This window comes from Amycolatopsis sp. WAC 01376, assembly GCF_003947415.1.
GTDB lineage: Bacteria > Actinomycetota > Actinomycetes > Mycobacteriales > Pseudonocardiaceae > Amycolatopsis.
The window spans coordinates 329,018-351,083 of the sequence record NZ_QHKL01000009.1 but is presented as its reverse complement, the minus strand read 5'-3'; the positions used below and the strand labels follow the sequence as shown (position 1 = coordinate 351,083).

Below are 22,066 nucleotides of genomic sequence, written 5' to 3'. Positions count from 1 at the left end.
GTGCGTTAGATGACCAGAAATCCACACAGTCACAGTCACGGTCACGGCGGCGGGCCGACGCTCGATGTCCCGCATTTCGTCCTCTGAATGCGCGGCTTGCAGGTGAGGTGTGTGGATATAGGGACGTTGAGTGTCCCTATATCCACACCCCTCACGTCGGTCACCTCTCGGTCGTGACCGGGCCGGTGGTGCGGGCACCGTGTGACCCCCGCAATTCGTCACCTACTTGCGGTAGTTGCGCGCGCAAGGACCGCAAGTAGGTGACGAATCGCTAGATCGTCGGGACGCTCCGCAGTAGTTGCCGCAGGCCTTCGGCGTCCAGCAGGTCCGCCGGACGGACGGTCTTGTCGTGTTTCACGTAGTGGAACGCCGCTCGCACCTTCTCGACCGGCACCTTCTTGAGTGCCGCCCACGCCAGCCGGTACGCCGCCAGCTGCACGGCCAGCGGCGCGAGCCGGTCTTTCTCCGGCACGGCGCCGGTCTTCCAGTCGACGACGGTCCATCCGCCGTCGGCGTCGGCGAATACGGCGTCCATCCGCCCGCGCAGTGTCACGCCCACGACGTCCGCCGAAAACGGGACCTCGACGGCGTGCGGCACCCGGTGCGACCACTCGCTCTTCTCGAACGCCGTCTGCAACGCCTCCAGCTCGGAGTCTGGCGCTTCGTCGACGTCCGCCGCGCCCGGCAGGTCGTCGATCTCCAGCAGTTGCTCGCCGCCGAACCGCTGCTCCAGCCAGCCGTGGAACGCCGTCCCTCGGCGCGCGTAAGTGTTGGGGCGCACGGGAAGCGGTCGCCGCAGCCGTTTCGCCAGCGCGGCGGGGTCGGCCGACAGCTCGACCAGCTGACTCACCGAGAGATGCGCCGGCAGGACGACCTGCTGAACGCGGTTCTGCGCCCGCGCGCGCTCCTCCAGCAGCACCTTGGTGTCGGAGATCCAGCCGTCCGGATCGTCCTCTTCCTCTTCCTCTTCCGCGTCTTCCATCGCGCCGACGACCAGATCGACGCCGTTGGTGACGCCTTCGCGCCGCGGCCACAGCGGGTCGACCGGCCACCGCGACCGGCGGGAGTCGGCGACCAGCGGGTTCTCCCCGTCGGCTTCCGGCTCGTCGGCCCAGTGCTCGATCCGGCCGACCGAGCTCCCGCGCATCACCTCGCCGATTTCGAGCAGGAACTCCGAAGGCCCCTTCGGCCGCGCGCTGCTCTCGTTCCACCAATGGCCGGAGATCAGCATCGTGTGTTCGGAGCGGGTCAGCGCGACGTAGCAGAGCCGCCGCTCCTCGTCCGCTTCCCGCGCGATGAAGCCTTCTTCGTGCAGCTCCAGCGCTTCCTGCACTTCCTTGCGGTCCGAGCCCTCGGGGATCCGCAGCTCCGGCAGGTCCTCCGAGTCCCCACGCAGCGCGGCGGGCAGCGAAGTCGACGTCCGCAGCCACGACGACGAACGCCGCCGTCCAGGGAAGACCTCCTTGACCAGATGCGGGATCGCGACGATGCGCCATTCCAGCCCCTTGGCCGAATGCACGGTCAGCACCTGGACCCGATCCGGAACGACCTCCACCTCACCGGGGGTGAGCCCGTCCTCCGCGTGCGCGGCCGTGTTCAGATAGTCCACAAAGGACAAAAGAGTGGCCGTCGGCGACGTCTCGGCGAAATCCGTGACGACGTCGGCGAAAGCGTCCAGATGCGCGCGTCCGGCCGGCCCCGGGCGGGCCAGTGATTCGACGTCGAGCAGCATGGTGCGTTCCACGTCGGCGACCAGTTCCGGCAGCGACTGGTCGAGCCGTCGCCGCAACGCCGAAAGCTCGGCGCCGATCTTCCGGATCCGCCGGTAACCCTCGGACGAATACCGGTCCGGCGTCCCGGGATCGTCGATCGCGTCGGCGAGGCCCGCCTGCTCGACCCGTTCGGTCACCAGTACCGGTTCGTCCACATCGGACTTTCCCGAAGGCGGCACCGGAGACGACAGTTCGCCCGCGCGGCGCCACAACGCCGCGAGGTCGGCCGCCGCGATCCGCCAGCGCGCCCCGGTCAGCAACCGGGCGGCGGCACTGCCCGCGAGCGGATCGGCGAGCACCCGCAACGTGCTGACCAGGTCCGCGACCTCGGGTTCGTCGAGGAGGCCGCCGAGGCCGACGACCTCCACCGGAAGCCCGCGTGCCCGCATCTCCGCCGCGATCGGCGCCATGTCGGCGCGGCGGCGCACCAGAACCGCCGCGGTCGGCGGCTTTCCGGTCTCCTCCACGGTTTCGAACCAGCGTTTCGCCACCGCGTCGGCCACCCACTCGCGTTCGGCGCGGACGTCCGGCAGCAGCGCGGTGGCGATGTCGGCCGTCCCCGCGCCCTCCAGCGCACGCAGCCGTGCGACACCGAGCCCGCGCTCTCGCAACGGTTCCGAGATCGCGTTCGCGAGTTCGAGCACCTCGGGTGGGTTGCGGAAACTGGTCAGCAGCCCGAAATCCAGCGCCGGGACGAGCCGTTCGCCGTTGTCGCGCGGGAAGTCCGTGGTGAACCGGGGCAGGTTCGCCGCGCTCGCCCCGCGCCAGCCGTAGATGGCCTGCGCCGGGTCGCCCACCGCGGTCACCGGCATCGGGGGATGCTCGACGCCGCCGAACAACGACCGCAGCAGGATCCGCTGGGCGTGCCCGGTGTCCTGGTACTCGTCGAGCAGGACGGCGCCGTAGCGCTCCCGCTCCCCCGCGACCACCGCCGGATAGCTGCTGGCGAGCTGCGCGGCCAAGGACATCTGGTCGGCGAAGTCGAGCGCGCCCTCGGCTCGCTTCCGCGCGTGATACGCCTCGACCAGCGGCAGCAGCGCGAGCCGGAACCGTTGCGCAGTCATGACTTCGGCCAGTTTCTGTGGCAGCGCCGCACGCTGCCCCTTTGCCCGCGGCGCGTTCTCGATGACCTCGCACAGCCAGGACGTGTACTGCGCCAGCCGTTCGGGCTCGACCAGATGCTCGCCGAGTTCCCCGGCCAGTGCCAGCAACTGCGCCGTCACCGTGGCGGGCACGCGATCGGTGTCGAGGTCATTGTCCCAAGTGGACACCACGCGATGCGAGAACTGCCACGAAGACGTCTCCGAAAGCAGCCGGACCCCGGGCTGGACGGGCAGCCGCAGGCCGTGTTCGGACAGCAGCCGCCCGGCGTACGCGTGATAGGTGAGCACCGTCGGCTCGCCTGCCGTCACCGTCATGCGCAGGTCGCCGGTCGGGTCGATCCGGTCGAGCAGCCCCGATCCGACGAGGCGGCGCAGCCGGGTGCGGACGCGTTCGCCGAGCTGGCGGGCGGCCTTGCGGGTGAAGGTCAGGCCGAGGACGCGTTCCGGCGGCACGATGCTGTTGGCCACCAGCCACACCACGCGCGCGGCCATCGTCTCGGTCTTGCCCGCACCCGCGCCAGCGACCACCAGCGACGGCTCGATGGGCGCGGCGATGACCTCGGCCTGCTCGTCGGTCGGACTGTGCAGGCCGAGCGCGCGAGCGATCTCGCCCGGTTCGACCTGACGGCGCTGGAGTGCGGAGATCATGGCCCGGTCACCTGCCTGCCCTCGGGCCGCAGCGGACAGCAACCCCTTGCCGGGCAACGATCACAGTCCGGGTTTTCGGTGACCCCGTACTCCGGGCCCGCAGCGGATCCGGCGGCCGAACGCACCAGTTCAAGCCACTGCTTGCCGCCGTCCTCATCCAGCGGCGCCTGCTCGCGCTGGGTGGAGCCGGTCTTGTTGTTGGACTTCGCGACATAGACCAGCCGCGCGCCACCGGGTTTCGAACCGCCTTCGACCGCGCCGAGCAGCACGGCGAGCTGGTACGCGGCGAGCTGCGGATGCTGTTCGGCGTCGGCGGCGGAGATCGGGACCTTGCCGGTCTTGATGTCGATGACGACCGGACGGCCGTCCTTGTCCATCTCGACGCGGTCGACGCGGCCGCGCAGGAGCACGCGGACATCGTCATCTCCGACCGGAAGCTCGACCTCGATGTCCTGCTCGACCCCGGCTTCGATCAGCTCCCTGCGGCTGGATTCCAGCCAGGAGATGAAGTTCCGCAGCATCTGCTCGACCCGCGACCGCTCGCGGCGCGAGAACCACGGCGCTCCCGCGTCGACCCGCACCCACGCTTCGTCGAGGGCGGCGCGGATCTGCTCGTCGCTGCTGCCGCCCGCGACCGCCTGCGCGAGGCCGTGCACCAGGGTTCCCGTGACGGCCGCGAGTTGCGCCGGGTCGCTACCGCCGTGGCGTTCGATCAGCCACCGCAGCGGGCATTTGACCAGAACCTCCACAGTGGACGGTGAGATGCGGATGAGGTCGCCCGGCCCGTGCACGGGTTCGCCGGTGGAGGGTTCCAGCAGGCCGTACCAGGTGCCCGGATGTGCGCCCGGCACCCCGGCGGCGGCCAATTTGGCGAGCTGACGCGCCGCCCGCTGCCGCCTTTCGGGCTCGCTCGATTCGTCGCAGACCACCTCGCGCAGATCACCGACGAGTTCGGCGAGCACCAGCGAACGTCCGGCAGGCTTCATCCGCGAATCGAGGCCGCCGTCGTCCGCGCCGTTCTCTTCGAGGTCGTCGATGAACCGCGAGGGCTGCTCGTCCTCCCCCGCGACCGCGCTGACCAGCAACGTCTTCTTCGCGCGGCTCGCGGCGAGGTAGAACAGCCGCCGCTCTTCGGCGAGGATCGGCGCGGTGGCGGACACCTTTTCGTCGTCGACGCCGGACATGAGGTCGACCAGCCGTTCCACGCCGAGCACGGAACCGCGCAGCCGCAGATCCGGCCAGCTGCCCTCCTGCACACCGGCGACGGACACGACCGTCCACTCGCGACCGGCGGCCGCGTGCGCCGTCAGCAGCGAGACGCCGTCGCTCTTCATGGCCGCGGGCGCCAGCGTGTCACCCGCGATGTTCTGCGAGGACAGATAATCCGCGAACGAAGCGACACTCGCCTTCGGCAATCTGTCGACATAGCGACCGGCCGCGTCGAAGAGGGCGACGATCGCGTCGAGATCCCGATCCGCCTGCGAGCCGAGAGAACCACCGCGATCGACCAAGCGCAGTAAGCGCTGCTCCAAACCGGCGGCCTGCCACAGATCCCACAGCACCTGCTCGACACCGTCGCCGCGCACCACGGCCTGGTGTGCGGCGTGCAGCAAACCGCCGACCCGGCGCATCGGCAGCGACTCGGCATCGGCGAGACCGGTGAGGACATCGTTGGTACGTAAGGCTTCCACCAGCAGCTCGTCGCTCGATCGTTGCCCGCCGCCGGCGAGTTCCAGCCTGCGCAAGCCTCGACGCAGCCGCCGCAGGGCGAGCGGATCCGCGCCGCCCAGCGGCGACGACAACAGCATCTCGGCGAGGTCGACGTCGAGCAGGTCCGGATCCGCGGCGAGCCGCAGCATCGCCAGCAGAGGACGGACCGCGGGCTGTTTCGCGAGCGGCAGTTCCTCGGTGGCCGAACCGATCGGCACCCCGGCCGCCCGCAAAGCGCGTTGCAGGACAAGGAAAGTACGGGCGGGCGACCGGACGAGCACCGCCATCTCCGACCACGGCACGCCGTCCACGAGATGCGCGCGGCGGAGCTGATCGGCGATCCAGCTCGCCTCGGCGGCCGGGGTCGGCATCAGCCGGACGCGGACCGCGCCACCCTCGGCGTCCGGCGCGTCGACGAGTTTGCGCTGCGGCGACGAGCCGGGCAGCACGGAACCGAGTTTCGTGACGGCCGTGCGGATCACCGGGGCGAGCCGGTGCGCCGTGGTCAGCAGGACGGTGCGTTCGCCGTCCTCATCCGCGTCGGCGAACAGCCGGGGATCCGCGCCGCGGAAGGAGAACACGGACTGATCGGGGTCACCCGCGACGACGAATTCGTCGGCCGCGTGCCCGATGAGCCGGATGAGCTGGGTCTGCAACGGGTCGAGATGCTGGGCGTCGTCGACGAACAGGTGCCGGACGCGGCGCTGCTCGCGTTCGCGCAGTTCGGGGTCGTCCTCCAGCGCGAGCAGCGCGGAAGTGACGAGCTCCGCCGCGTCCAGCGCGGGCGCGCTCGCGACGCCGAGTGCGTTGCCGCCCGCGCCCTGCAGCAGCGTGACCTCTTCGTATTGGCTCCAGAAGCGCCCGGCCGCGATCCACTCGTCGCGGCCGCGCCGCCTGCCGAGTTCGACCAGGTCCTCCGGGCCGAGCCCGCGTTCGGCGGCGCGGAGCAGGAGGTCTCGCAGTTCCTCGGCGAAACCGGGCACGTTCAGCGCGGGCCGCAGCTGCTCTGGCCAGTCGAGCGCGCCCGCCTCGATGTCGCCGGCGAGCAGATCGCGGACGACGACGTCCTGCTCCGCTCCGGCCAGCAGGCGAGGCGGCGGGAGTTCGTCGGCCTGCGCCTCCATCCGCAACAGCGCGTACGCGTACGAGTGCACCGTGCGCACGAGCGGCTCACGGATCGTGCGCGGCAGCGGATCCTCTTCCGGATCGGTGGTGAGCCGATGGGTGATGTCGGCGCGCAGGACCTCGGCCGCCTTGCGAGAAGTGGTCAGGATGAGCACGCTCTCCGGGTCCGCGCCCTCCGCGATACGCCGCGAAGCCGCCGACGCCAGCAGGGCCGTCTTGCCCGTGCCAGGGCCGCCGAGGACCCGGCGGAAGCCGTCCGGGGCGGCCAGCAGGCGCCGGGCGCCGGAATCCCACTGGAACGAGGGCGTGCCGGTGACCGGCGTGCGGACCAGCCGCGCGTCGGTTCCTACCGCTGTTCGCCGCCCGTTCACGCCCACGATGGAACCACGCCCCGCCGACACAACCTCGCAGCGGCACGGCAAAGTGGTCCCATGGATGACGAACTGCACGAGCGGGTGCGCGAGGTCATCGCGAGCGTGCCCGCCGGCTCGGTTGCGACTTATGGGGATATAGCGTCGGTTTCGGGGGCCCCGTCCCCACGGCTGGTCGGGCGGATCCTCGGCGAGGACGGCCAGGACCTGCCTTGGCACCGCATTCTGCGCGCCGACGGGACGCCTGCCCCGCATCTGGTCCACGAGCAGCTGGAGAAGCTGCGCGCGGAGGGCGTGCTGGCCGACGGACAGCGCGTCGACCTGCGAAAATACCGGTGGCAGCGTGATCCCGGCGACGACGCTGGTCCCGGCGCTCTCTTTTAGGTTAGCCTCGCCTAGTGAGTTACATCGAGGCGAAGGTGACCGGAGTCCGGAGGCTGACCCCGCATATGAGCAGGGTGACCTTTTCGGGGGCGTCGCTGGTGGACCACGCTCCCGACCAGTACCTGAAGGTGTTCTTCCCGCAGCCCGGCCAGGCGGAACCCGTGCTGCCCGCTCCGCTGAGCGGCGACGAAGTGCTGTCCTGGTACCGGACCTACCTCGCGATGCCCGACGACGTCCGGCCGTCGATGCGCACCTACACCGTGCGCGCGCTGCGACCGTCGGTGCAGGAGGTCGACATCGACTTCGTGCTGCACGGCGACGAAGGCCCCGCCTCGGCTTGGGCGTCGCGTGCTTCAGAGGGTGACCGAGTCGCCTTCCTGGGGCCGCACGGGCTCTACGACGTGCCCCCGGACACGACCTGGCAGCTACTGATCGGCGACGAGACCGCGATCCCGGCGATCGGCGCGATCGTCGAAGCGCTGCCCGCCGGGACGCGAGCAGTGGTCTACGTCGAGATCGGTGATCGCGAGGATCGGCAGGTCTTCGAAACGCAGGGGGCGGTGGAGCTGCACTGGGTGGTGCGGGGCTCCGGCCCTGTCGGCGACGCGGTGCTCGAAGCCGTGCGGAAGGCCGAACTGCCGGGCGGGACGCCTTACGCGTGGATCTCGGGCGAAGCGAACATGGTGAAGCTGACGCGGCGGCACCTCGTGCGGGAGCGCGGAATGGACAAGCGGGCGATCTGCTTCACGGGATACTGGCGGCAGGGCGTGAGCGAAGAGGCCGCCGGGCGGGAAGCGATGCGGCAGGCGGAAGCCGGGGAGACTCCAGCCACCGAAGAGGACTAAGCGCTCTCGAGTGCGGGGCGGGGGTGCGCCCAATGTGGCATTGGGGACGTTGGATGTCCCCAATGCCACCTTGGGCGCACCCGCTGACCTGCGGAAAGAGAGCAAGGGACCTTTGCTACCGCTTGCTTAGCCTGCCTACGTAAGTGATAGCAAGGGTCCCTTGCTATCACTTTGGCCCACCTCAGTGTCGCTGGAAACGTGCCGCGAGGGCCTCCTTGCCTACCCTGAAGGTAGTGAAGGAGGCCCTCACGGACTCTGGGTCCCTCAAGGAGTCCTTCACGGACCGGCCCGGTCACCCCAGGCACCCCACGCCCAAGCCACAGCTCAGTGCGGCACCCAGAGTGTCACCCGCGTCCCCCGCCCCGGATGCGAATCGATCGTCCCCCGCCCGCCGACCTCCGCCAGCCGCGCCATGATCGACTGGCTGATCCCGAACCCCGGCGGCCGGTCCAGCATGCTGAAGCCGGTCCCCTGATCCCGCGCGATGACCGCGACGCCGCCTTCGGACTCCTCGACGCGAAGCACGACCTGGTTCGTTCCGGCGTGCTTCACGGTGTTTCGAAGCGCTTCGCGGACGGCGTCGCGGATGGCGGTCCGGCGGGCGTGCGAGAGGCGGTAGTTCTCTTCGGTCTCGGCGGCGACGAGTTGGGTGCGGAGGCCGTCGCGCGCCATTTCGGTGGCGACCTCGGCGAGGTCCGCGGCGAGGCCGCGTGCCGACGGCGCGTCGGGACCGGCCAGTTCGCGGCGCAGTTCGGCGGCCTGCGCCCGGGCCGCGGCACGCATCTCGGCGAGCCGTTGCGCGGCGGCGGAGTCGTCGTCGGGCGCCTCCATGCCCATCGCTTCCAGCGTTTGGAGCACGGAGTCGTGCATGACCCGCTGGGTCCGCAGGCGTTCGGCGCGCTGCCCGCGGCGCATCCCGATGCCCAGCGCGAACCGGGTGCCGACGCCGAGCAGGATCAGGATCCCGGCCGTGGTCACCATCGCCACGACGAGCGCGACCATGCAGCCGACCGATCGGCTCACCGCGAGCGGATGGTCGATCGGGAGTCCGCCGATCCAGGTCAGGAACGCGCGGAACGGCAGGGCCCCGATCAGCAGCAGGCAAGCGGCGGGCAGCCCGAACGACAGCGTCCACAACGCCACCGTCCCGACCATCCACGTCCACGCGACGTCGATGGCGAACGGCTGGATCTCGGTGGGCGCGGCCACGGCCACGATCGTCGTGAGCACCACGCCCACGGCGAGATCCGCGTACATCAGCCGTCCGGACGTCTTCGCCCGGATCCCGCGGCCCTTCACGACCCACCAGACCGCGAAGACGTTGAGCAGCACCGCCAGTAGCGTCGTGCTCAACACCGGGACGATCCCCGCCGAACCGTTCGCGACCAGGAAACCGATGTATACCTTGGGAAACGCGGCCACACGGTAGAAGATCGGGCCGAGGGCGGAGTAGCGCATGGCGCGCATCAGCAGCGAGTCCGCGGAGTCTTCCCGGTAGCGCCAGTCGGGAACGGAATCGGGGTCGGGTGCTTCGTCGGCGGGGCTCGCGCCCAAGACCGAGGAGCCCTTTCGCAACATCGCGCGCACGAACGTGACCGATTGAGACTCGGACATCCGCCGCCCTCCCCGCGTCCGATGTGTCGAGCCTGGCAAAGCGGGCTAGCCGCGTCAAGACGGCCGAATGCGCAGTTCCGCGACGAGAAGTTTGACGAGCGCGCCGAGTCGCTGACGTTCGGGCTGGACGGTCGGCACCCCGGCGGCTTCCAGCGGCGCCGCGGTCACCGGTCCGACGCATGCGCACAACACCGGACCTCGCAGTGCAGCAAGGAGTTCCTCGCGACGCGAACCCGCCAGCGTGAGCAGGTTCGTGGCCGCCGGAGCGGAGGTGAAGGCCAACGCGTGCACGCGTCCGGACAGCACACTTTCGACGAGTTCGTGCACAGGTCCGACGTCGGCGGGCGAAAGCCAGCGGTACGGCTGCGCCTGGACGACGTCCGCGCCCGCGTCCCGCAGTGAACCGGTGAGTTCGGGCAGCAGGGTTCCGTGCAGCTGGACGGCGACCCGTGCGCCGCCGACCCCGGCGTCGCGCAAGCCTTCGAACAGTTCCGCGTTGCTCTCCTCTGGCGCGGAGAATTCCTCGCGCAGCCCCTCGCCGCGCACGGCGCCTGCCGCTTTCGGTCCGCGCACGAAGATCCGTGACGCCGCCAGCCGCTCCAGCAACGGTTCGCGCAGCCCCCAGCCTTCGGCCGCCGAAAGCCAGCCGCGGAACCCGGCGCCGGTGGTGACCGCGGTGAACCCGACCGGTCCGGCCAGCACGGCGTCCGTCGCCGCCCGGAGTTCGGTGTCGTCGGGCAGCGGGACGATGCGGATGGTGGGCGCGTGCAGGACGGTCGCGCCGTGCCGCACCAACGCGCCGATGAAGTCGTCGGCCCGCCGCTCGGCGGTGATCCCGATCGTGATTCCGTCCAGGTCAGCCATAACGCGCGCCCATCTTCCTGATCTCCTCCGCCAGCCGCTCGCGCAGCTCCGGCGGTTCGAGCACTTCGAGGTTCCCGCCGAACCGCAGCAGTTCACCGACGGCCGGTTCTCCCGGCTCCACGGGCAGTTCCATCGTGAGCCAGCCGTTTTCGTCCGGCTCGGCGTCCGCTTCCCGCAACGCCCGCGCGCCGACGGCTCCGAGATAGAACGGCACCAGTATGCGGGCGAACTCGTTCAGCCGGACCACCGCCACTCGCGAGTACATCCGCTTTTCGAACTGCTCCGACCACTCCTGCCAGTAGCGCGCGAGGTCGAAGTCGGACGGCCGCTCGAAGGTCTCACCGAGATCGTCGAGCTCTTCGATGCGGGAGACCCGATAGGTCCGGTCGGTCCCGTCGCATCGCGCCGCGAGATACCAGTTGCCCGCCTTGAGGATCAGGCCGAGCGGGTCGAGGACGCGATCGACCTTCCGCTGCCCCCAGCGTTCGTACCGGACCTTGATCCGCCGCGCGTGCCAGACCGCGTCGGCCAGTTCGGACAGTCGCGGCAGGCTCTCGATCCCGCGATGCCAGCCGGGAACGTCCAGGTAGAACCGGTCGGAGACCTTGCTCGCCCCGGCGCGCAGTTCCGCGGGCATGGCCGCGTGCAGTTTGAGCTGCGCGGCGGCGAGGACCGTGCCCAGCCCCAGTTCGGCGGCCGCGCCCGGCAGGCCCGCCAGCGAAAGCGATTGCGCCTCCTCTTCGGTCAGTCCGGTCAGCCGCGTGCGATAGCCGTCGATGAGCTGATATCCGCCGGTGCGCCCGCGATCGGCGTACACCGGCACGCCGGCCGCGGACAGCGCCTCGACATCGCGGTAGACCGTCCGGACCGAGACCTCCAGCTCGGTCGCCAGCTCCTCGGCCGTCATCCGGCCGCGGTTCTGCAGCAGGAGGAGGACCGACAGGAGTCTGCTCGCGCGCATGACCCCAGTATCCCCGAAAACCTGACATGATCTGACAGGTATGGCTGACAGGGTGAACCCATGAACACGTTCGCCATGAAGAACTGGGAAGAAGCCCTCGTCAGCGGCACGGAGGGCGGGCCGCGCGTGGCACACGCGCACGCCACCTTCGCCTACAGCGGGCTGATCGAAGGCGAGGCGGTCATCGACTACCTGCTGTACTACGCGGGCGAGGGCTTCGACGGCGGCGGAACGACGTCCCCCGGTCTCGAAAGGATCGAAGGCAGTGTGGACGGGCGCAAGGGAAGCTTCGTGATCAAGCACGACACCGGGTTCGACGCGAAGGGCATCTCGTCGGCGTTCACGGTCGTCGAAGGCTCCGGAACGGGTGAACTCGCCGGGATCACCGGCACCGGCACCACGACCGGCGCACTCGGTGAGCCGACGATGTCGTACACGTTCGAATACGCGCTCTAGGGAGGACCAGTGCTCGAGGTCGATCGCGAGCAGGTGCTGGCGTACCGGATCGCGGCGCACGGACTGCACCGTGACGAGAGGGATCCGGCCGCGGCGGCCGTGTTCGACCTCGGGCTGCAGGATTCCGTGCGGGACACCGCTCTGCTGGGCCTTGCCGCCCGGATCGACGGCGACATCACGCCCGCGGTCTGGGACGACGAGCGCTTCGTGCTCGCGTGGACGCATCGCGGCGCGCCGCATTTCCACCGTCGCGCGGAGCTCGACGCGATCCGGGCCGCGCTCGTGCCACTCGACGAGAAGGACGCGATGGCGCGGATCCTCTGGCAGCGCAAGCAGGTCGAGGACGCGGCCATGTCCGCGACGGACGCGCTGTTCACCGCCGCGAAAGCGATCCGCGAGGTCGTCACCGGTACGCAGACCAAGGGCACGGTGAGCGGCGCTGTCACGAAACTGATCCCCGAAGGCCTTTCGTACGCCTGCCGCGGCTGCGGTGTCGTGCACATCTACGAGCAGTTGATGCGGGTCGCGTCGATCCACGCCGGAGTCCGGCTGGAGGCGGGCGCGACCCCGGCGACGTTGGCACCACTGGAAAAGCGGGGTCGGCTCAAGACGTCGCCGGACGTCGAGGCGGCCAAACGCGTGGTCGAGGGCTATCTGCGGATCAACGGTCCCGCCGCCCCCGGTGACGCCGCCGCCTACGTCGGAACGACCCGCACCGGCGTCGACGCGATGTGGCCGGACGGTCTCGTCGAGGTCCGAGTCGGCGGCAAGAAAGCGTTCCTGCCGGAAGACTGTGTGCCGCTGCTGGAAAAGCCGCCGGAGCCGGACGTGGTGCGCCTGCTGCCGCCGCTGGACCCGTTCGTCCAGGCGCGCGACCGTGCCGTGCTGGTGCCGGACAAGGCGCGGCAGAAAGAAGTCTGGAAGATCCTCGGCAGTCCCGGCGCGCTGCTGGCCGACGGCGAGATCGCCGGCGTATGGCGGGCCAAGGCGAGCGGCAAGAAACGGCTCGACTTCACCGTCACCCCGTTCGACGCCCTCCGTCCGGCCGTGCGGAAGGCCGCCGAGGAGGAGGCGGCCCGCGTCGCCGCCGCCCGGGAGTTCCCCGACTTCCGCGTCACCTTCGCCTGACCGACCTCCCGCGTTTCGTCCTCTGAATGCGGTAGTTGCGCGCGCAAGGACCGCATTCAGAGGACGAAACGCGGGTCTCACGTGTCGACGGCCAGGCGGTAGCCCCGTTTCACCACCGTCTGGACGAGTTTCGGTGACCCCAGAGAGCTCCGCAGGCGGCCGATGGCGGTCTCGACGGCGTGCTCCTCGCCGCCGTCGGGCAACGCGGCGACCAGCTCCCGCCGGGAGAACACCCGCCCCGGTGACTCCGCCAGCGCCCGCAGCATCGCCATCGGCGCGGGCGCGATGTCGCACCACTGCCCGTCGACGAGTGCCGCCTGACCGCGCAGTTCGATACTCCGCCCGCCCGCACGCAACCGCGGTGAACGGGCTTCGAGCGCGTCGGACACCGTCCGCGCCAACGCCCCGATCCGCGACCGCGCGGGCTGGACCGTCGGGATCCCGAGGGCGGCCAGCGGCGCCGCGGTGATCGGTCCGACACAGGCGACCACGACGCGTTTTTCCAGTGCCCGCACGACTCCCGGCAGTTTCCCGGTCCGCTTCGCCACCGCCAGCAGTGACGCGGCGGCGGGCGCGCTGGTGAACGGCAACGCGTCCACTGAGCCGTCGAGGACGGCGTCCAGCAACCGGTCCAGCGGCCCGCGGTCGGCCGGGCCGACCCAGCGATACACCGGGACCTCGATCACCTCGGCACCCGCCGCGCGTAGACTGTCCACAAAGTACGGAAGCGGCTCGCCGTGCAGCTGCACCGCGATCCGCTGACCGTCCACACCGGAATCGAGCAGGTGCCGCAGCACCTCGGCGTTGCTCTCCGAACTGGGCGAGTAGTCCTCCGAAAGCCCGGCCGCGCGGATCGCTCCTTTGGCCTTCGGACCGCGTGCGAGCAGCGCCGAATTCCCCAGGCTGTCCAGCAACTCCTCCCCCAGCCCCCAGCCTTCGGCCGCCTCGACCCAGCCGCGGAAGCCGATCCCGGTCGTCGCGACGACGACGTCGACGCGGTCTTCCAGCAACCGCATGGTCGCCGACCGCAGTTCGGTGTCGTCGGCGAGCGGCACGATCCGGATGGCCGGACCGTAGCGCACGGTCGCACCCTTACGCACGAACAGCGCGCCGAGCTCGTCAGCCCGTCGCGCCGCCGTGATCCCGATGACGAATCCCGCCAGGGGAAGGACTTCTGTCACGGTGAGAATTCCACCTCCACCACTCCCCCGGAGACCCGCACCCGGTACGCCTCGACCGAGACACCCTCGGCGTCGAGGCATGCGCCGGTCCGCAGGTCGAAGCGTTCCTTGTACACCGGCGACGCCACCACGGGGACTCCGCCCGCGTCGCCGACGATCCCCCGCGAAAGCACCGCCGCGCCGCTGATCGGGTCCATATTGGACAGTGCGTACCACCGGTCGCCGGGCAGCCGGAAGATCGCCACCTGCACGCCGCCGTCGAGCAGGGCGGCGACACCGGACCATTCGGGGACCGCGCCCGCCGCGCAGACGGCGGTCCAGGTGCGCTCGATCGAGGTCGTCACTGCTTCACCTCCGGGATGCCCAGCAGCACGGGCACCTTCTGGTCGCGTTCGGTGCGGAACGAGATCGTCGGATCCGGCGTGCCCGGCGCGTTGACGAACGAGCTGAACTTCGCCAGCTTCTCCGGGTCTTCGAGCACACCGCGCCACTCGTCGGCGTAGTCGCCGACGTGTTTGGCCATCGCCGCGTCGAGGTCCTCGCAGATGCCGAGCTTGTCGTCGACGATCACCGCGCGCAGGTGGTCGAGCCCGCCTTCCATCTCCTCGACCCACGGCGCGGTGCGCTGCAGGCGGTCGGCCGTGCGGACGTAGAACATCAGGAACCGGTCGATCGTGCGGATCAGTGTCTCGGTGTCCACTTCGGACACGAGCAGATCCGCGTGCCGCGGGGTCGCGCCGCCGTTGCCGCCGACGTAGAGGTTCCAGCCCTTGTCGGTCGCGATGACGCCGAAGTCCTTGCTCCGCGCCTCGGCGCATTCCCGCGCGCAGCCCGAAACCGCGGACTTCAGCTTGTGCGGTGACCGCAAGCCGCGGTAGCGCAGCTCCAGCTCGATCGCCAGCCCCACACTGTCCTGCACGCCGTAGCGGCACCACGTCGAACCGACGCACGACTTCACCGTGCGCAACGACTTCCCGTACGCGTGTCCCGACTCGAATCCGGCGTCGACGAGCCGCCGCCAGATCAGCGGCAACTGGTCGACGGTGGCACCGAACAGGTCGATCCGCTGTCCGCCGGTGATCTTGGTGTACAGCCCGAAATCCATCGCCACCTGCGCGATCACCATGAGCTTCTCCGGCGTGACCTCGCCGCCGGGGATCCGCGGGACGACCGAGTAGGTCCCGTTGCGCTGCAGGTTCGCGAGGAACTTGTCGTTGGTGTCCTGCAACGTCGCCTGCTCGCCGGCGAGGATGTGCCCGTTGCCCAGCGTGGCCAGGATGGACGCGATCGCCGGTTTGCAGATGGCGCAGCCGGTTCCGGTGCCGTAGCGGTCGATCATCTCGCTGAACGTGGTGATCCGCGTGGCCTGGAGGATCTGGAACAGCTCCGCGCGCGACTGCGGGAAGTGCTCGCACAGCGCCTTCGACTGCTCGACACCGCAAGCCGTCAGCAGCTTGCCCAGCAGCGGGACACACGATCCACAGGCCGTCCCGGCGCGGGTGCAGCCCTTGATCTTGGCGACCGAATCGCAGCCCTCTTCGGTGATCGCGTGCGTGATCGCGCCCTTGGAAACCGCGTTGCAGGAACAGATCTGCGCGGCGTCGGGCAGCGCGTCGACACCGACCGCCGCCCCGCCACCGGCGGGGGCGAGGATCGCGCCGGGCTCGGCGGGCAGCGGCCTGCCGACCATCGCGCGCAGGGTGTTGAACTCGCTCGCGTCGCCGACGAGCACCCCGCCGAGCAACGTCTTCGAGTCGTCCGAGATGACGAGCTTCTTGTACGTCCCGGCGACGGCGTCGTTGAACGCCACCTCCAGCGCACCCTCGGTCGCCGCGTGCGCGTCGCCGAAGCTCGCGACGTCGACGCCCATGAGCTTGAGCTTCGTCGACATGTCCGGCTCGGGGAACGTGCCCTCGCCGCCGGTCAACCGCGCCGCGACGATCTCCGCCATCGCGTACCCCGGCGCCACGATGCCGTACACCTTGCCGTCCACGGCCGCGCATTCGCCGATCGCGTACACCGCCGGATCCGACGTCCGGCAGGTGTCGTCGACCAGGATGCCGCCCCGCGCACCGACCTCCAGCCCGGACGAACGCGCCAGATCGTCACGCGGCCGGATACCGGCGGAGAACACCACGAGATCGACGTCGAGTTCCGTACCGTTGCCGAGCTTCGCGATGTAGCGCTCGCCGTCCGGCTCGATGGCGTCGGTCGACGTTCCCGTGTGGACGGTCACGTCGAGGTCGGTGATCAGCCGCCGGAGCAGGCCGCCGCCGCCCTCGTCGACCTGCAGCGGCATCAGGCGCGGCGCCATCTCGACGACGTGCGGCGAGAGGCCCATGTCCCGCAACGCCTTCGCGGCTTCCAGCCCCAGGAGTCCGCCACCGATGACGACCGCCGAACGACGTCCGCGCCCGGGCCGCTGAGCGGCTTCCCGGATCGCGTCGAGGTCCTCGATCGTCCGGTAGACGAAGCAGCCCGGAAGATCGTGTCCCGGCACCGGCGGGACGAACGGCCGTGAACCGGTCGCCAGGACGAGAGCGTCGTACGGCTGCTCGTAGCCGGCTTCGGTGACGACGACCTTGCGGTCCCGGTCCACCGAGACCACCGCGTCACCGAGCCGCAGCTCGACCAGCGGGTCTTCCGCGTAGTCCGCTCCGTCCAGAGCGAGGGAAGCCGGATCCCAAGTGTCCACATAGGACGTCAGGGCGACACGGTCGTATGCGGGCCGCGCCTCCTCGGCGAGGACGACGATCTGCCACTCGCCGGTCTTGTCCTCCGCGCGCACCGCTTCCACGAGCCGGTGCGCGACCATGCCGTGTCCCGCGACGACGAGTTTCCGCATCAGACCTCCGCTCCGGCGAGCGCCAGACCCCGGACGCTCGTCACCTCCGACTGCTGTTTGCGCAGGTACACCGCCCACGTGACGGCGAAGCACAACCCGTAGAAGACCAGGAAGGCGACGAACGCCGGCACCCCGCTCTTCGTGTCCGCGAACGACTGCCGGAACGCCAGGTTGATGAACAGCCCGCCGAGCGCGCCGATCGCCCCGGCCAACCCGATCAACGCCCCGGAAAGCTTGCGTGCCTTGAGCATCTCCAGCGTCTCGTCCGCGCCCTCGCTGATCGCGACCTTCGCCTTGGCGCGGAAGATCGCCGGGATCATCTTGTACGTCGAGCCGTTGCCGATGCCGGTGAGCACGAACAACACGATGAACGCGACGGTGAACAACGCCAGTGAGTTCGACGTCGACGCCAGGATCAGCACCACGGTCGCCGCGGCCATGCCGACGAACGTCACGAAGGTGATCTTGCCGCCGCCGATCCGGTCGGCCAGCCAGCCGCCGGTCGGACGCGAGAACGAGCCGAGCAGCGGGCCGAGGAACGTCACCGCGGCCGCCTGCAGTGGAGTGCGGCCGAACTGGTTCTGCAGCACCAGGCCGAAGGCGAAGCTGTAGCCGATGAACGAACCGAACGTGCCGACGTAGAGGAACGACATCACCCAGGTGTGCGGATCCTTGACGACCTCGCGCATCGCCTTGGTGTCGCCCTTCATCGAGGCGAGGTTGTCCATGTAGAAGTACGCGCAGACCGCCGCGACCACGATCAGCGGGATGTAGATCGCCAGCACCACCCTGGGTGCGGTCGCGCCGACGGTGCCGATCACCAGCAGCCCGATCAGCTGGATCGCCGCCACGCCGAGGTTCCCGCCGCCCGCGTTGAGCCCGAGCGCCCAGCCCTTGTGCTTCTCCGGGTAGAAGGCGTTGATGTTGGTCATCGACGACGCGAAGTTCCCGCCGCCGACCCCGCCGAGCGCGGCGATCAGCAGGAAGGTGCCGAGCGAGGTGCCCGGTTGCATCGCGATCGCCGCCAGGATCGTCGGCGCCAGCAACAGCAGCGCGCTGACGATCGTCCAGTTCCGGCCACCGAACCGTGCCACCGCGAAGGTGTACAGCGGCCGCATCAACGCGCCGATCAACGTCGGCGTCGAGACCAGCAGGAACTTGTCCGCGGCCGAGAAGCCGTACTGCGGTCCCATGAACAGGACCATGACCGACCACAGTGTCCAGACGGAGAAGCCGATGTGCTCGGCGAGGATGGAGAACCAGAGGTTCCGCCGGGCGATCTTCTTCCCGGTCTCCTCCCAGAACTGCTCGTTCTCCGGATCCCAGTGCTCGATCCAGCGCTTGCCACGAGCGTGCATGAGGTCCTCCTTGGTGGATGCGTTCGGGTTCACTGGGCGGCCAGCCATTTCGCGACCCCGCCGACGGCGTCCTTGCAGCCGCCGCAGCCGGTGGTCGCCCTGGTCGCTCCGGCGAGGGCCGGGACGTCGGTGGCACCGGCGCGCCAGGCCTCGACGAGCCGTCCCTTGGTCACCGCGTTGCAGCGGCAGATGACCGCCGACGCGGGCAGATCGGCCGGGCTCGCCGCGGACGGCGCACCGGGCGGAAGGGAGCGTCCTAAAAGGACTGCCAGCCGGTCTTCGGGCACCGGAGTGCCCCGGTCGTAGAGTTGCGTGATCGTGGCGGCCGCGTCGGGCAGGCCGAGCAGGATCGCGCCGGCCACCCGGTTTTCACGGATGACGAGCTTGCCGTAACGGCAGCCCACCGGGTCGCTGAAGGTGAGTACTTCGGCGGCCGGGTCGTCCGCGCCGGTCGTCGTCTCGCCGAGCGCGGTGAGGTCGATGCCGCGCGCCTTGAGCCGCGTCACCGCCTGCGTGCCGCGATACCGTGCCGCGGATTTCGTGCCGGTGACCAGATCCGCGACGACGGCGGCCTGTTCCCACGCGGGTTGCACGAGACCGCCGAACGCGCCCGGATGCTTCGCGCAGTCACCGATCGCGTGGATCCGGCCGTCGCTGGTGCGCAGCAGATCGTCGACGACGATGCCGCCCTCGACGGTCAGCCCGGCGTCCACGGCCAGTTTCGTCTCGGGCCGGACGCCGGTGGAGACGACGATGAGATCGGCGGGTACGTGCGTGCCGTCGTCGAGTTTGAGCCCGTCGCCGCTGACATAGCGCGCGGCCCCGACGCCGAGCCGGAAGCCGACGCCGAGTTCTTCGAGCTTCCTGGTCAGCACCCGCGCGGATTCCGCGTCGAGCTGGCGTTCCATGATGTGCGGCATCGGATGTACGACGGTGACGAGGTTTCCGCGTCCGGCGAGGCCTCGCGCGGCTTCCAGGCCGAGTAGCCCGCCGCCGAGCACCGCGACCGGCGCGCCCAGTTTGGCGGCGTCTAGGATGCGGGCGCAGTCGTCGAGGGTGCGGAAAGCGACGACGTCCGGACCGGGTTCGAGCCCTTCGACCGGCGGCATCCACGGGTTCGCGCCGGTGGCGAGCACGAGCGCGTCGTAGTCCACTGTGGACCCGTCGTCGAGATGCAGCCGCCTGGCCGCGCGGTCGATCGACGTCGCGGTGACGCCCCGCCGCAGGTCGGCACGGGTGCGGGTCGACCATTCGTCGTCGTGCAGCCGGACGGCCTCGGGCCGCATGGTCCCGGCGACCACCGACGAGAGCAGCACCCGGTTGTAGGCGGTGTGCTCCTCCGCGCCGACGACGGTGATCCGCACGCGTTCGCCTTCGGGGTCGCGGCGCTGGATCTCGTCCGCGAGCCGCGCGCCCGCCATCCCGTATCCGGCGATGACCACCGACCGGGGGCTCACGCGACGGCCTCGGCCGGGGCGAGCGCGACCGCGCACACCTTGAACTCGGGCATCCGGCTCGTCGGGTCGAGCGCCGGGTTGGTCAGCAGGTTCGCCCTTCCCGCACCGGGGAAGTGGAACGGCAGGAACACGAGGTCGGGGCGCAGCGACGCCACGCAACGGACCCGCGCGACGGTCTCGCCGCGCCGGGAGCGCACGACGGCGAGGTCGCCCTCGGCCAGCCCCGCCCTCGCGGCGGTGTCGGGATGAACTTCCACGAAGGCCTCCGCTACGACGTCGTTCAGCTCCTTGACCAGCCGGGTCTGTGCCCCGGACTGGTAGTGCTGCAGGACCCGGCCCGTGGTGGCCTGCAAGGGGAATTCGGCGTCGGGCAGCTCGGCCGGGCCGACGTGGTCCACCGGGACGAACCGCGCGCGGCCGTCCGGATGGGCGAAGGAGTCGAGGAACATCCGCGGTGTGCCGGGATGCGATTCCGCCGGGACGGGCCAGTAGAGGGCCTCGCCGCCCCGGAGCCGGTCGTAGGTGATGCCCGAGTAGTCGGCGACGCCGCCCTTGGACGCCTGGCGGAGCTCGGTGAAGACGGTCTCGGCGTCCGCCGGGAACCGTCCGTCCGGCTGCCCGAACCGGCGGGCGAGTTCGGAAAGCACGTAGAGATCGGTCTTCGCACCGGACGGCGGATCGATGGCCTTGCGCCGCAGCAGGATCCGGCCTTCGAGGTTGGTCATCGTGCCGTCCTCCTCGGCCCACTGGGTGACCGGCAGGACGACGTCGGCCATCGCCGCGGTCTCCGACAGGACGAGGTCCGAGACCACCAGGAAGTCCAAAGAGGACACTTTGTCCTGGATCTTCCCCGCACCGGGCGCGGAAACGACCAGGTTGCTGCCGAACACCATCAACGCGCTCGGTCCGTCTTCGGTGCCGAGCGCCTCCAGCAACTCGACGGCCGAACGTCCCGGCCCCGGCAGGGATTCCGGCGGAACCCCCCACACCCCGGCGACGTACTCGCGGGCCGCGGGGTCGTCGATCTTGCGGTAGCCGGGCAGCTGGTCGGCCTTCTGCCCGTGCTCACGCCCGCCTTGGCCGTTGCCCTGCCCGGTCAGGCAGCCGAAGCCGGAACCCTGACGCCCCGGCAGGCCGAGCGCGAGCGCGAGGTTGATCCAGGAGTTGACCATCGCGGTGCCGTTGGCGTGCTGCTCGGTGCCGCGCGCGGTGAGGATGTAGGCGTTGCGGGCCGCGGCGAGTTTGGCGGCGACACGGCGCTGGTCCGCGGCGGAGACCCCGGTGACCTGCTCGACCCGCTCCGGCCACCAGGCCGCGACCGAGCGCCACAGCTGCTCGAAGCCGTACGTCCGCTTGTCCACATAGGACTGGTCGAGCAGCCCGTCGGCGACGACGGCGTGCAGGATCCCCTGGGCGAGCGCGAGGTCGGTACCCGGCGCGGGCGCGAGGTGCAATCCGGCCAGTTCGGCGGTCGGGGTGCGGCGCGGGTCGACGACGATCAGGTCCGCGCCCCTCAGGTGCTGGGTGAACGGCGGCATCGTCTCGGCCGGGTTCGCGCCGACGAGCAGGACCGCGTCGGCATCGGCGAGATCCGTGACCGGGAACGGCATCCCGCGGTCGGCGCCGAACGCCTTGATCCCGGCGGCCGCCGCCGACGACATGCAGAACCGGCCGTTGTAGTCGATCTGCGAGGTGCCCAGCGCGACCCGGGCGAACTTTCCCAGCAGGTACGCCTTCTCGTTGGTCAGCCCGCCGCCGCCGAAGACGGCGACCGAATCGGCACCCTTGGCCGCGCGGATCTCGGTGAGCCGCCGCGCGACGAGGTCGAGCGCCTGCGGCCAGGACGCGGGCCGCAGTTCGCCGTCGACCCTGATCAGCGGCGTCGTCAGGCGGGAAGGCGAGGTGAGGAGCTCCCCCGACGTCCAGCCCTTCTGGCACAGGCCGCCGGCGTTGACCGGGAAGTCACGCGGCGCGACCCGGGCGCCGTCGAGGCTCATCCCGCACTGCAGGGCGCAGTACGGGCAGTGCGTGTCCACCGCGGTCGCGGTGGGGGCGGCGAGCGGCACGGGCACCTCCTCCAGGCGTCGATAGCGCTTGAAGGTAGGTAGGCCGTGTTACCTGGAAAGTCCTGAATGTTTCAGGCGTTTGACATTGACCGCCGCCGATGGACGTCACACCGTGAGGTCACCGCACCCCCGCGATTCGTCCTCTGCTTGCGTGCGACGACCGCAAGCAGAGGACGAA

At 70.2% G+C, this 22,066-nt stretch carries 15 protein-coding genes; 4 read left to right on the top strand and 11 right to left on the bottom strand.

Features of this window, described 5'->3' with window-relative positions:
* Nucleotides 1-271: 271 nt before the first annotated feature.
* Entirely contained in the window at nt 272-3,523 is a 3,252-nt protein-coding gene (locus tag DMH03_RS37115; protein WP_125796649.1) for an ATP-dependent DNA helicase, read from the bottom strand.
* Nucleotides 3,520-6,735, bottom strand: a complete 3,216-nt coding sequence (locus tag DMH03_RS37110) for an ATP-dependent DNA helicase (protein ID WP_199749169.1) — start codon at nt 6,733-6,735, stop codon at nt 3,520-3,522. Before DMH03_RS37110 ends, DMH03_RS37115 begins: the two co-directional genes overlap by 4 nt.
* Before the next feature lie 54 nt (nt 6,736-6,789).
* Here DMH03_RS37110 and DMH03_RS37105 point away from each other — a divergent pair, with 54 nt between their 5' ends.
* Together DMH03_RS37105 and DMH03_RS37100 are read left to right on the top strand one after the other, a co-directional pair.
* Nucleotides 6,790-7,113: an MGMT family protein gene (locus DMH03_RS37105; RefSeq protein WP_125796648.1), complete on the top strand. Its 324-nt coding sequence runs from the start codon at nt 6,790-6,792 to the stop codon at nt 7,111-7,113.
* A 14-nt stretch (nt 7,114-7,127) separates the two neighbouring features.
* Nucleotides 7,128-7,958, top strand: coding sequence for a siderophore-interacting protein (locus DMH03_RS37100; RefSeq protein WP_125796647.1), 831 nt, complete (start codon nt 7,128-7,130; stop codon nt 7,956-7,958).
* A 324-nt stretch (nt 7,959-8,282) separates the two neighbouring features.
* Here DMH03_RS37100 and DMH03_RS37095 read toward each other — a convergent pair whose 3' ends face one another.
* From DMH03_RS37095 to DMH03_RS37085, 3 genes are read right to left on the bottom strand one after another with little or no spacing between them, the layout of a single operon-like run.
* Nucleotides 8,283-9,572, bottom strand: a complete 1,290-nt coding sequence (locus DMH03_RS37095) for a sensor histidine kinase (RefSeq protein ID WP_125796646.1) — start codon at nt 9,570-9,572, stop codon at nt 8,283-8,285.
* Nucleotides 9,573-9,626: 54 nt separating this feature from the next.
* Nucleotides 9,627-10,436: a uroporphyrinogen-III synthase gene (locus tag DMH03_RS37090; RefSeq protein ID WP_125796645.1), complete on the bottom strand. Its 810-nt coding sequence runs from the start codon at nt 10,434-10,436 to the stop codon at nt 9,627-9,629.
* A complete protein-coding gene (locus tag DMH03_RS37085; protein ID WP_125796644.1) occupies nt 10,429-11,397 on the bottom strand; it encodes a YafY family protein in 969 nt (322 codons plus the stop codon). Before DMH03_RS37085 ends, DMH03_RS37090 begins: the two co-directional genes overlap by 8 nt.
* A 60-nt stretch (nt 11,398-11,457) precedes the next feature.
* On the opposite strand from DMH03_RS37085, the gene DMH03_RS37080 reads away from it, so the two are divergent.
* A complete protein-coding gene (locus DMH03_RS37080) occupies nt 11,458-11,853 on the top strand; it encodes a DUF3224 domain-containing protein (protein WP_125796643.1) in 396 nt (131 codons plus the stop codon).
* A gap of 9 nt (nt 11,854-11,862) precedes the next feature.
* On the top strand, nt 11,863-12,981 hold the full coding sequence (locus DMH03_RS37075; protein WP_125796642.1) for a DNA glycosylase AlkZ-like family protein: 1,119 nt from the start codon (nt 11,863-11,865) through the stop codon (nt 12,979-12,981).
* 77 nt (nt 12,982-13,058) lie between these two features.
* On the opposite strand, the gene DMH03_RS37070 is transcribed toward DMH03_RS37075, so the two are convergent.
* The 6 genes from DMH03_RS37070 to DMH03_RS37045 are packed head-to-tail and all read right to left on the bottom strand — an operon-like array spanning nt 13,059 to nt 21,888.
* A complete protein-coding gene (locus tag DMH03_RS37070) occupies nt 13,059-14,162 on the bottom strand; it encodes a uroporphyrinogen-III synthase (RefSeq protein ID WP_125796641.1) in 1,104 nt (367 codons plus the stop codon).
* Nucleotides 14,159-14,506, bottom strand: coding sequence for a nitrite reductase small subunit NirD (nirD, locus tag DMH03_RS37065; protein WP_125796640.1), 348 nt, complete (start codon nt 14,504-14,506; stop codon nt 14,159-14,161). Before nirD ends, DMH03_RS37070 begins: the two co-directional genes overlap by 4 nt.
* On the bottom strand, nt 14,503-17,007 hold the full coding sequence (gene nirB, locus DMH03_RS37060) for a nitrite reductase large subunit NirB (RefSeq protein WP_125796639.1): 2,505 nt from the start codon (nt 17,005-17,007) through the stop codon (nt 14,503-14,505). Before nirB ends, nirD begins: the two co-directional genes overlap by 4 nt.
* Entirely contained in the window at nt 17,007-18,365 is a 1,359-nt protein-coding gene (locus tag DMH03_RS37055; protein ID WP_125796638.1) for a NarK/NasA family nitrate transporter, read from the bottom strand. The genes nirB and DMH03_RS37055 overlap by 1 nt, the downstream gene beginning before the upstream one ends.
* Nucleotides 18,366-18,394: 29 nt before the next feature.
* Entirely contained in the window at nt 18,395-19,822 is a 1,428-nt protein-coding gene (locus tag DMH03_RS37050; RefSeq protein ID WP_125796637.1) for an FAD-dependent oxidoreductase, read from the bottom strand.
* Entirely contained in the window at nt 19,819-21,888 is a 2,070-nt protein-coding gene (locus DMH03_RS37045) for a molybdopterin oxidoreductase family protein (RefSeq protein ID WP_199749168.1), read from the bottom strand. The genes DMH03_RS37050 and DMH03_RS37045 overlap by 4 nt, the downstream gene beginning before the upstream one ends.
* Nucleotides 21,889-22,066 lie beyond the last annotated feature (178 nt).

What these genes read in the sequence shown, in the direction of transcription:
- DMH03_RS37115 (WP_125796649.1), bottom strand. Translation starts at nt 3,523, where the DNA reads ATGATCTCCGCACTCCAGCGCCGTCAGGTCGAACCGGGCGAGATCGCT.
- DMH03_RS37105 (WP_125796648.1), top strand. Translation starts at nt 6,790, where the DNA reads ATGGATGACGAACTGCACGAGCGGGTGCGCGAGGTCATCGCGAGCGTG.
- DMH03_RS37095 (WP_125796646.1), bottom strand. Translation starts at nt 9,572, where the DNA reads ATGTCCGAGTCTCAATCGGTCACGTTCGTGCGCGCGATGTTGCGAAAG.
- DMH03_RS37090 (WP_125796645.1), bottom strand. Translation starts at nt 10,436, where the DNA reads ATGGCTGACCTGGACGGAATCACGATCGGGATCACCGCCGAGCGGCGG.
- DMH03_RS37085 (WP_125796644.1), bottom strand. Translation starts at nt 11,397, where the DNA reads ATGCGCGCGAGCAGACTCCTGTCGGTCCTCCTCCTGCTGCAGAACCGC.
- DMH03_RS37080 (WP_125796643.1), top strand. Translation starts at nt 11,458, where the DNA reads ATGAACACGTTCGCCATGAAGAACTGGGAAGAAGCCCTCGTCAGCGGC.
- nirB (WP_125796639.1), bottom strand. Translation starts at nt 17,007, where the DNA reads ATGCGGAAACTCGTCGTCGCGGGACACGGCATGGTCGCGCACCGGCTC.
- DMH03_RS37055 (WP_125796638.1), bottom strand. Translation starts at nt 18,365, where the DNA reads ATGCACGCTCGTGGCAAGCGCTGGATCGAGCACTGGGATCCGGAGAAC.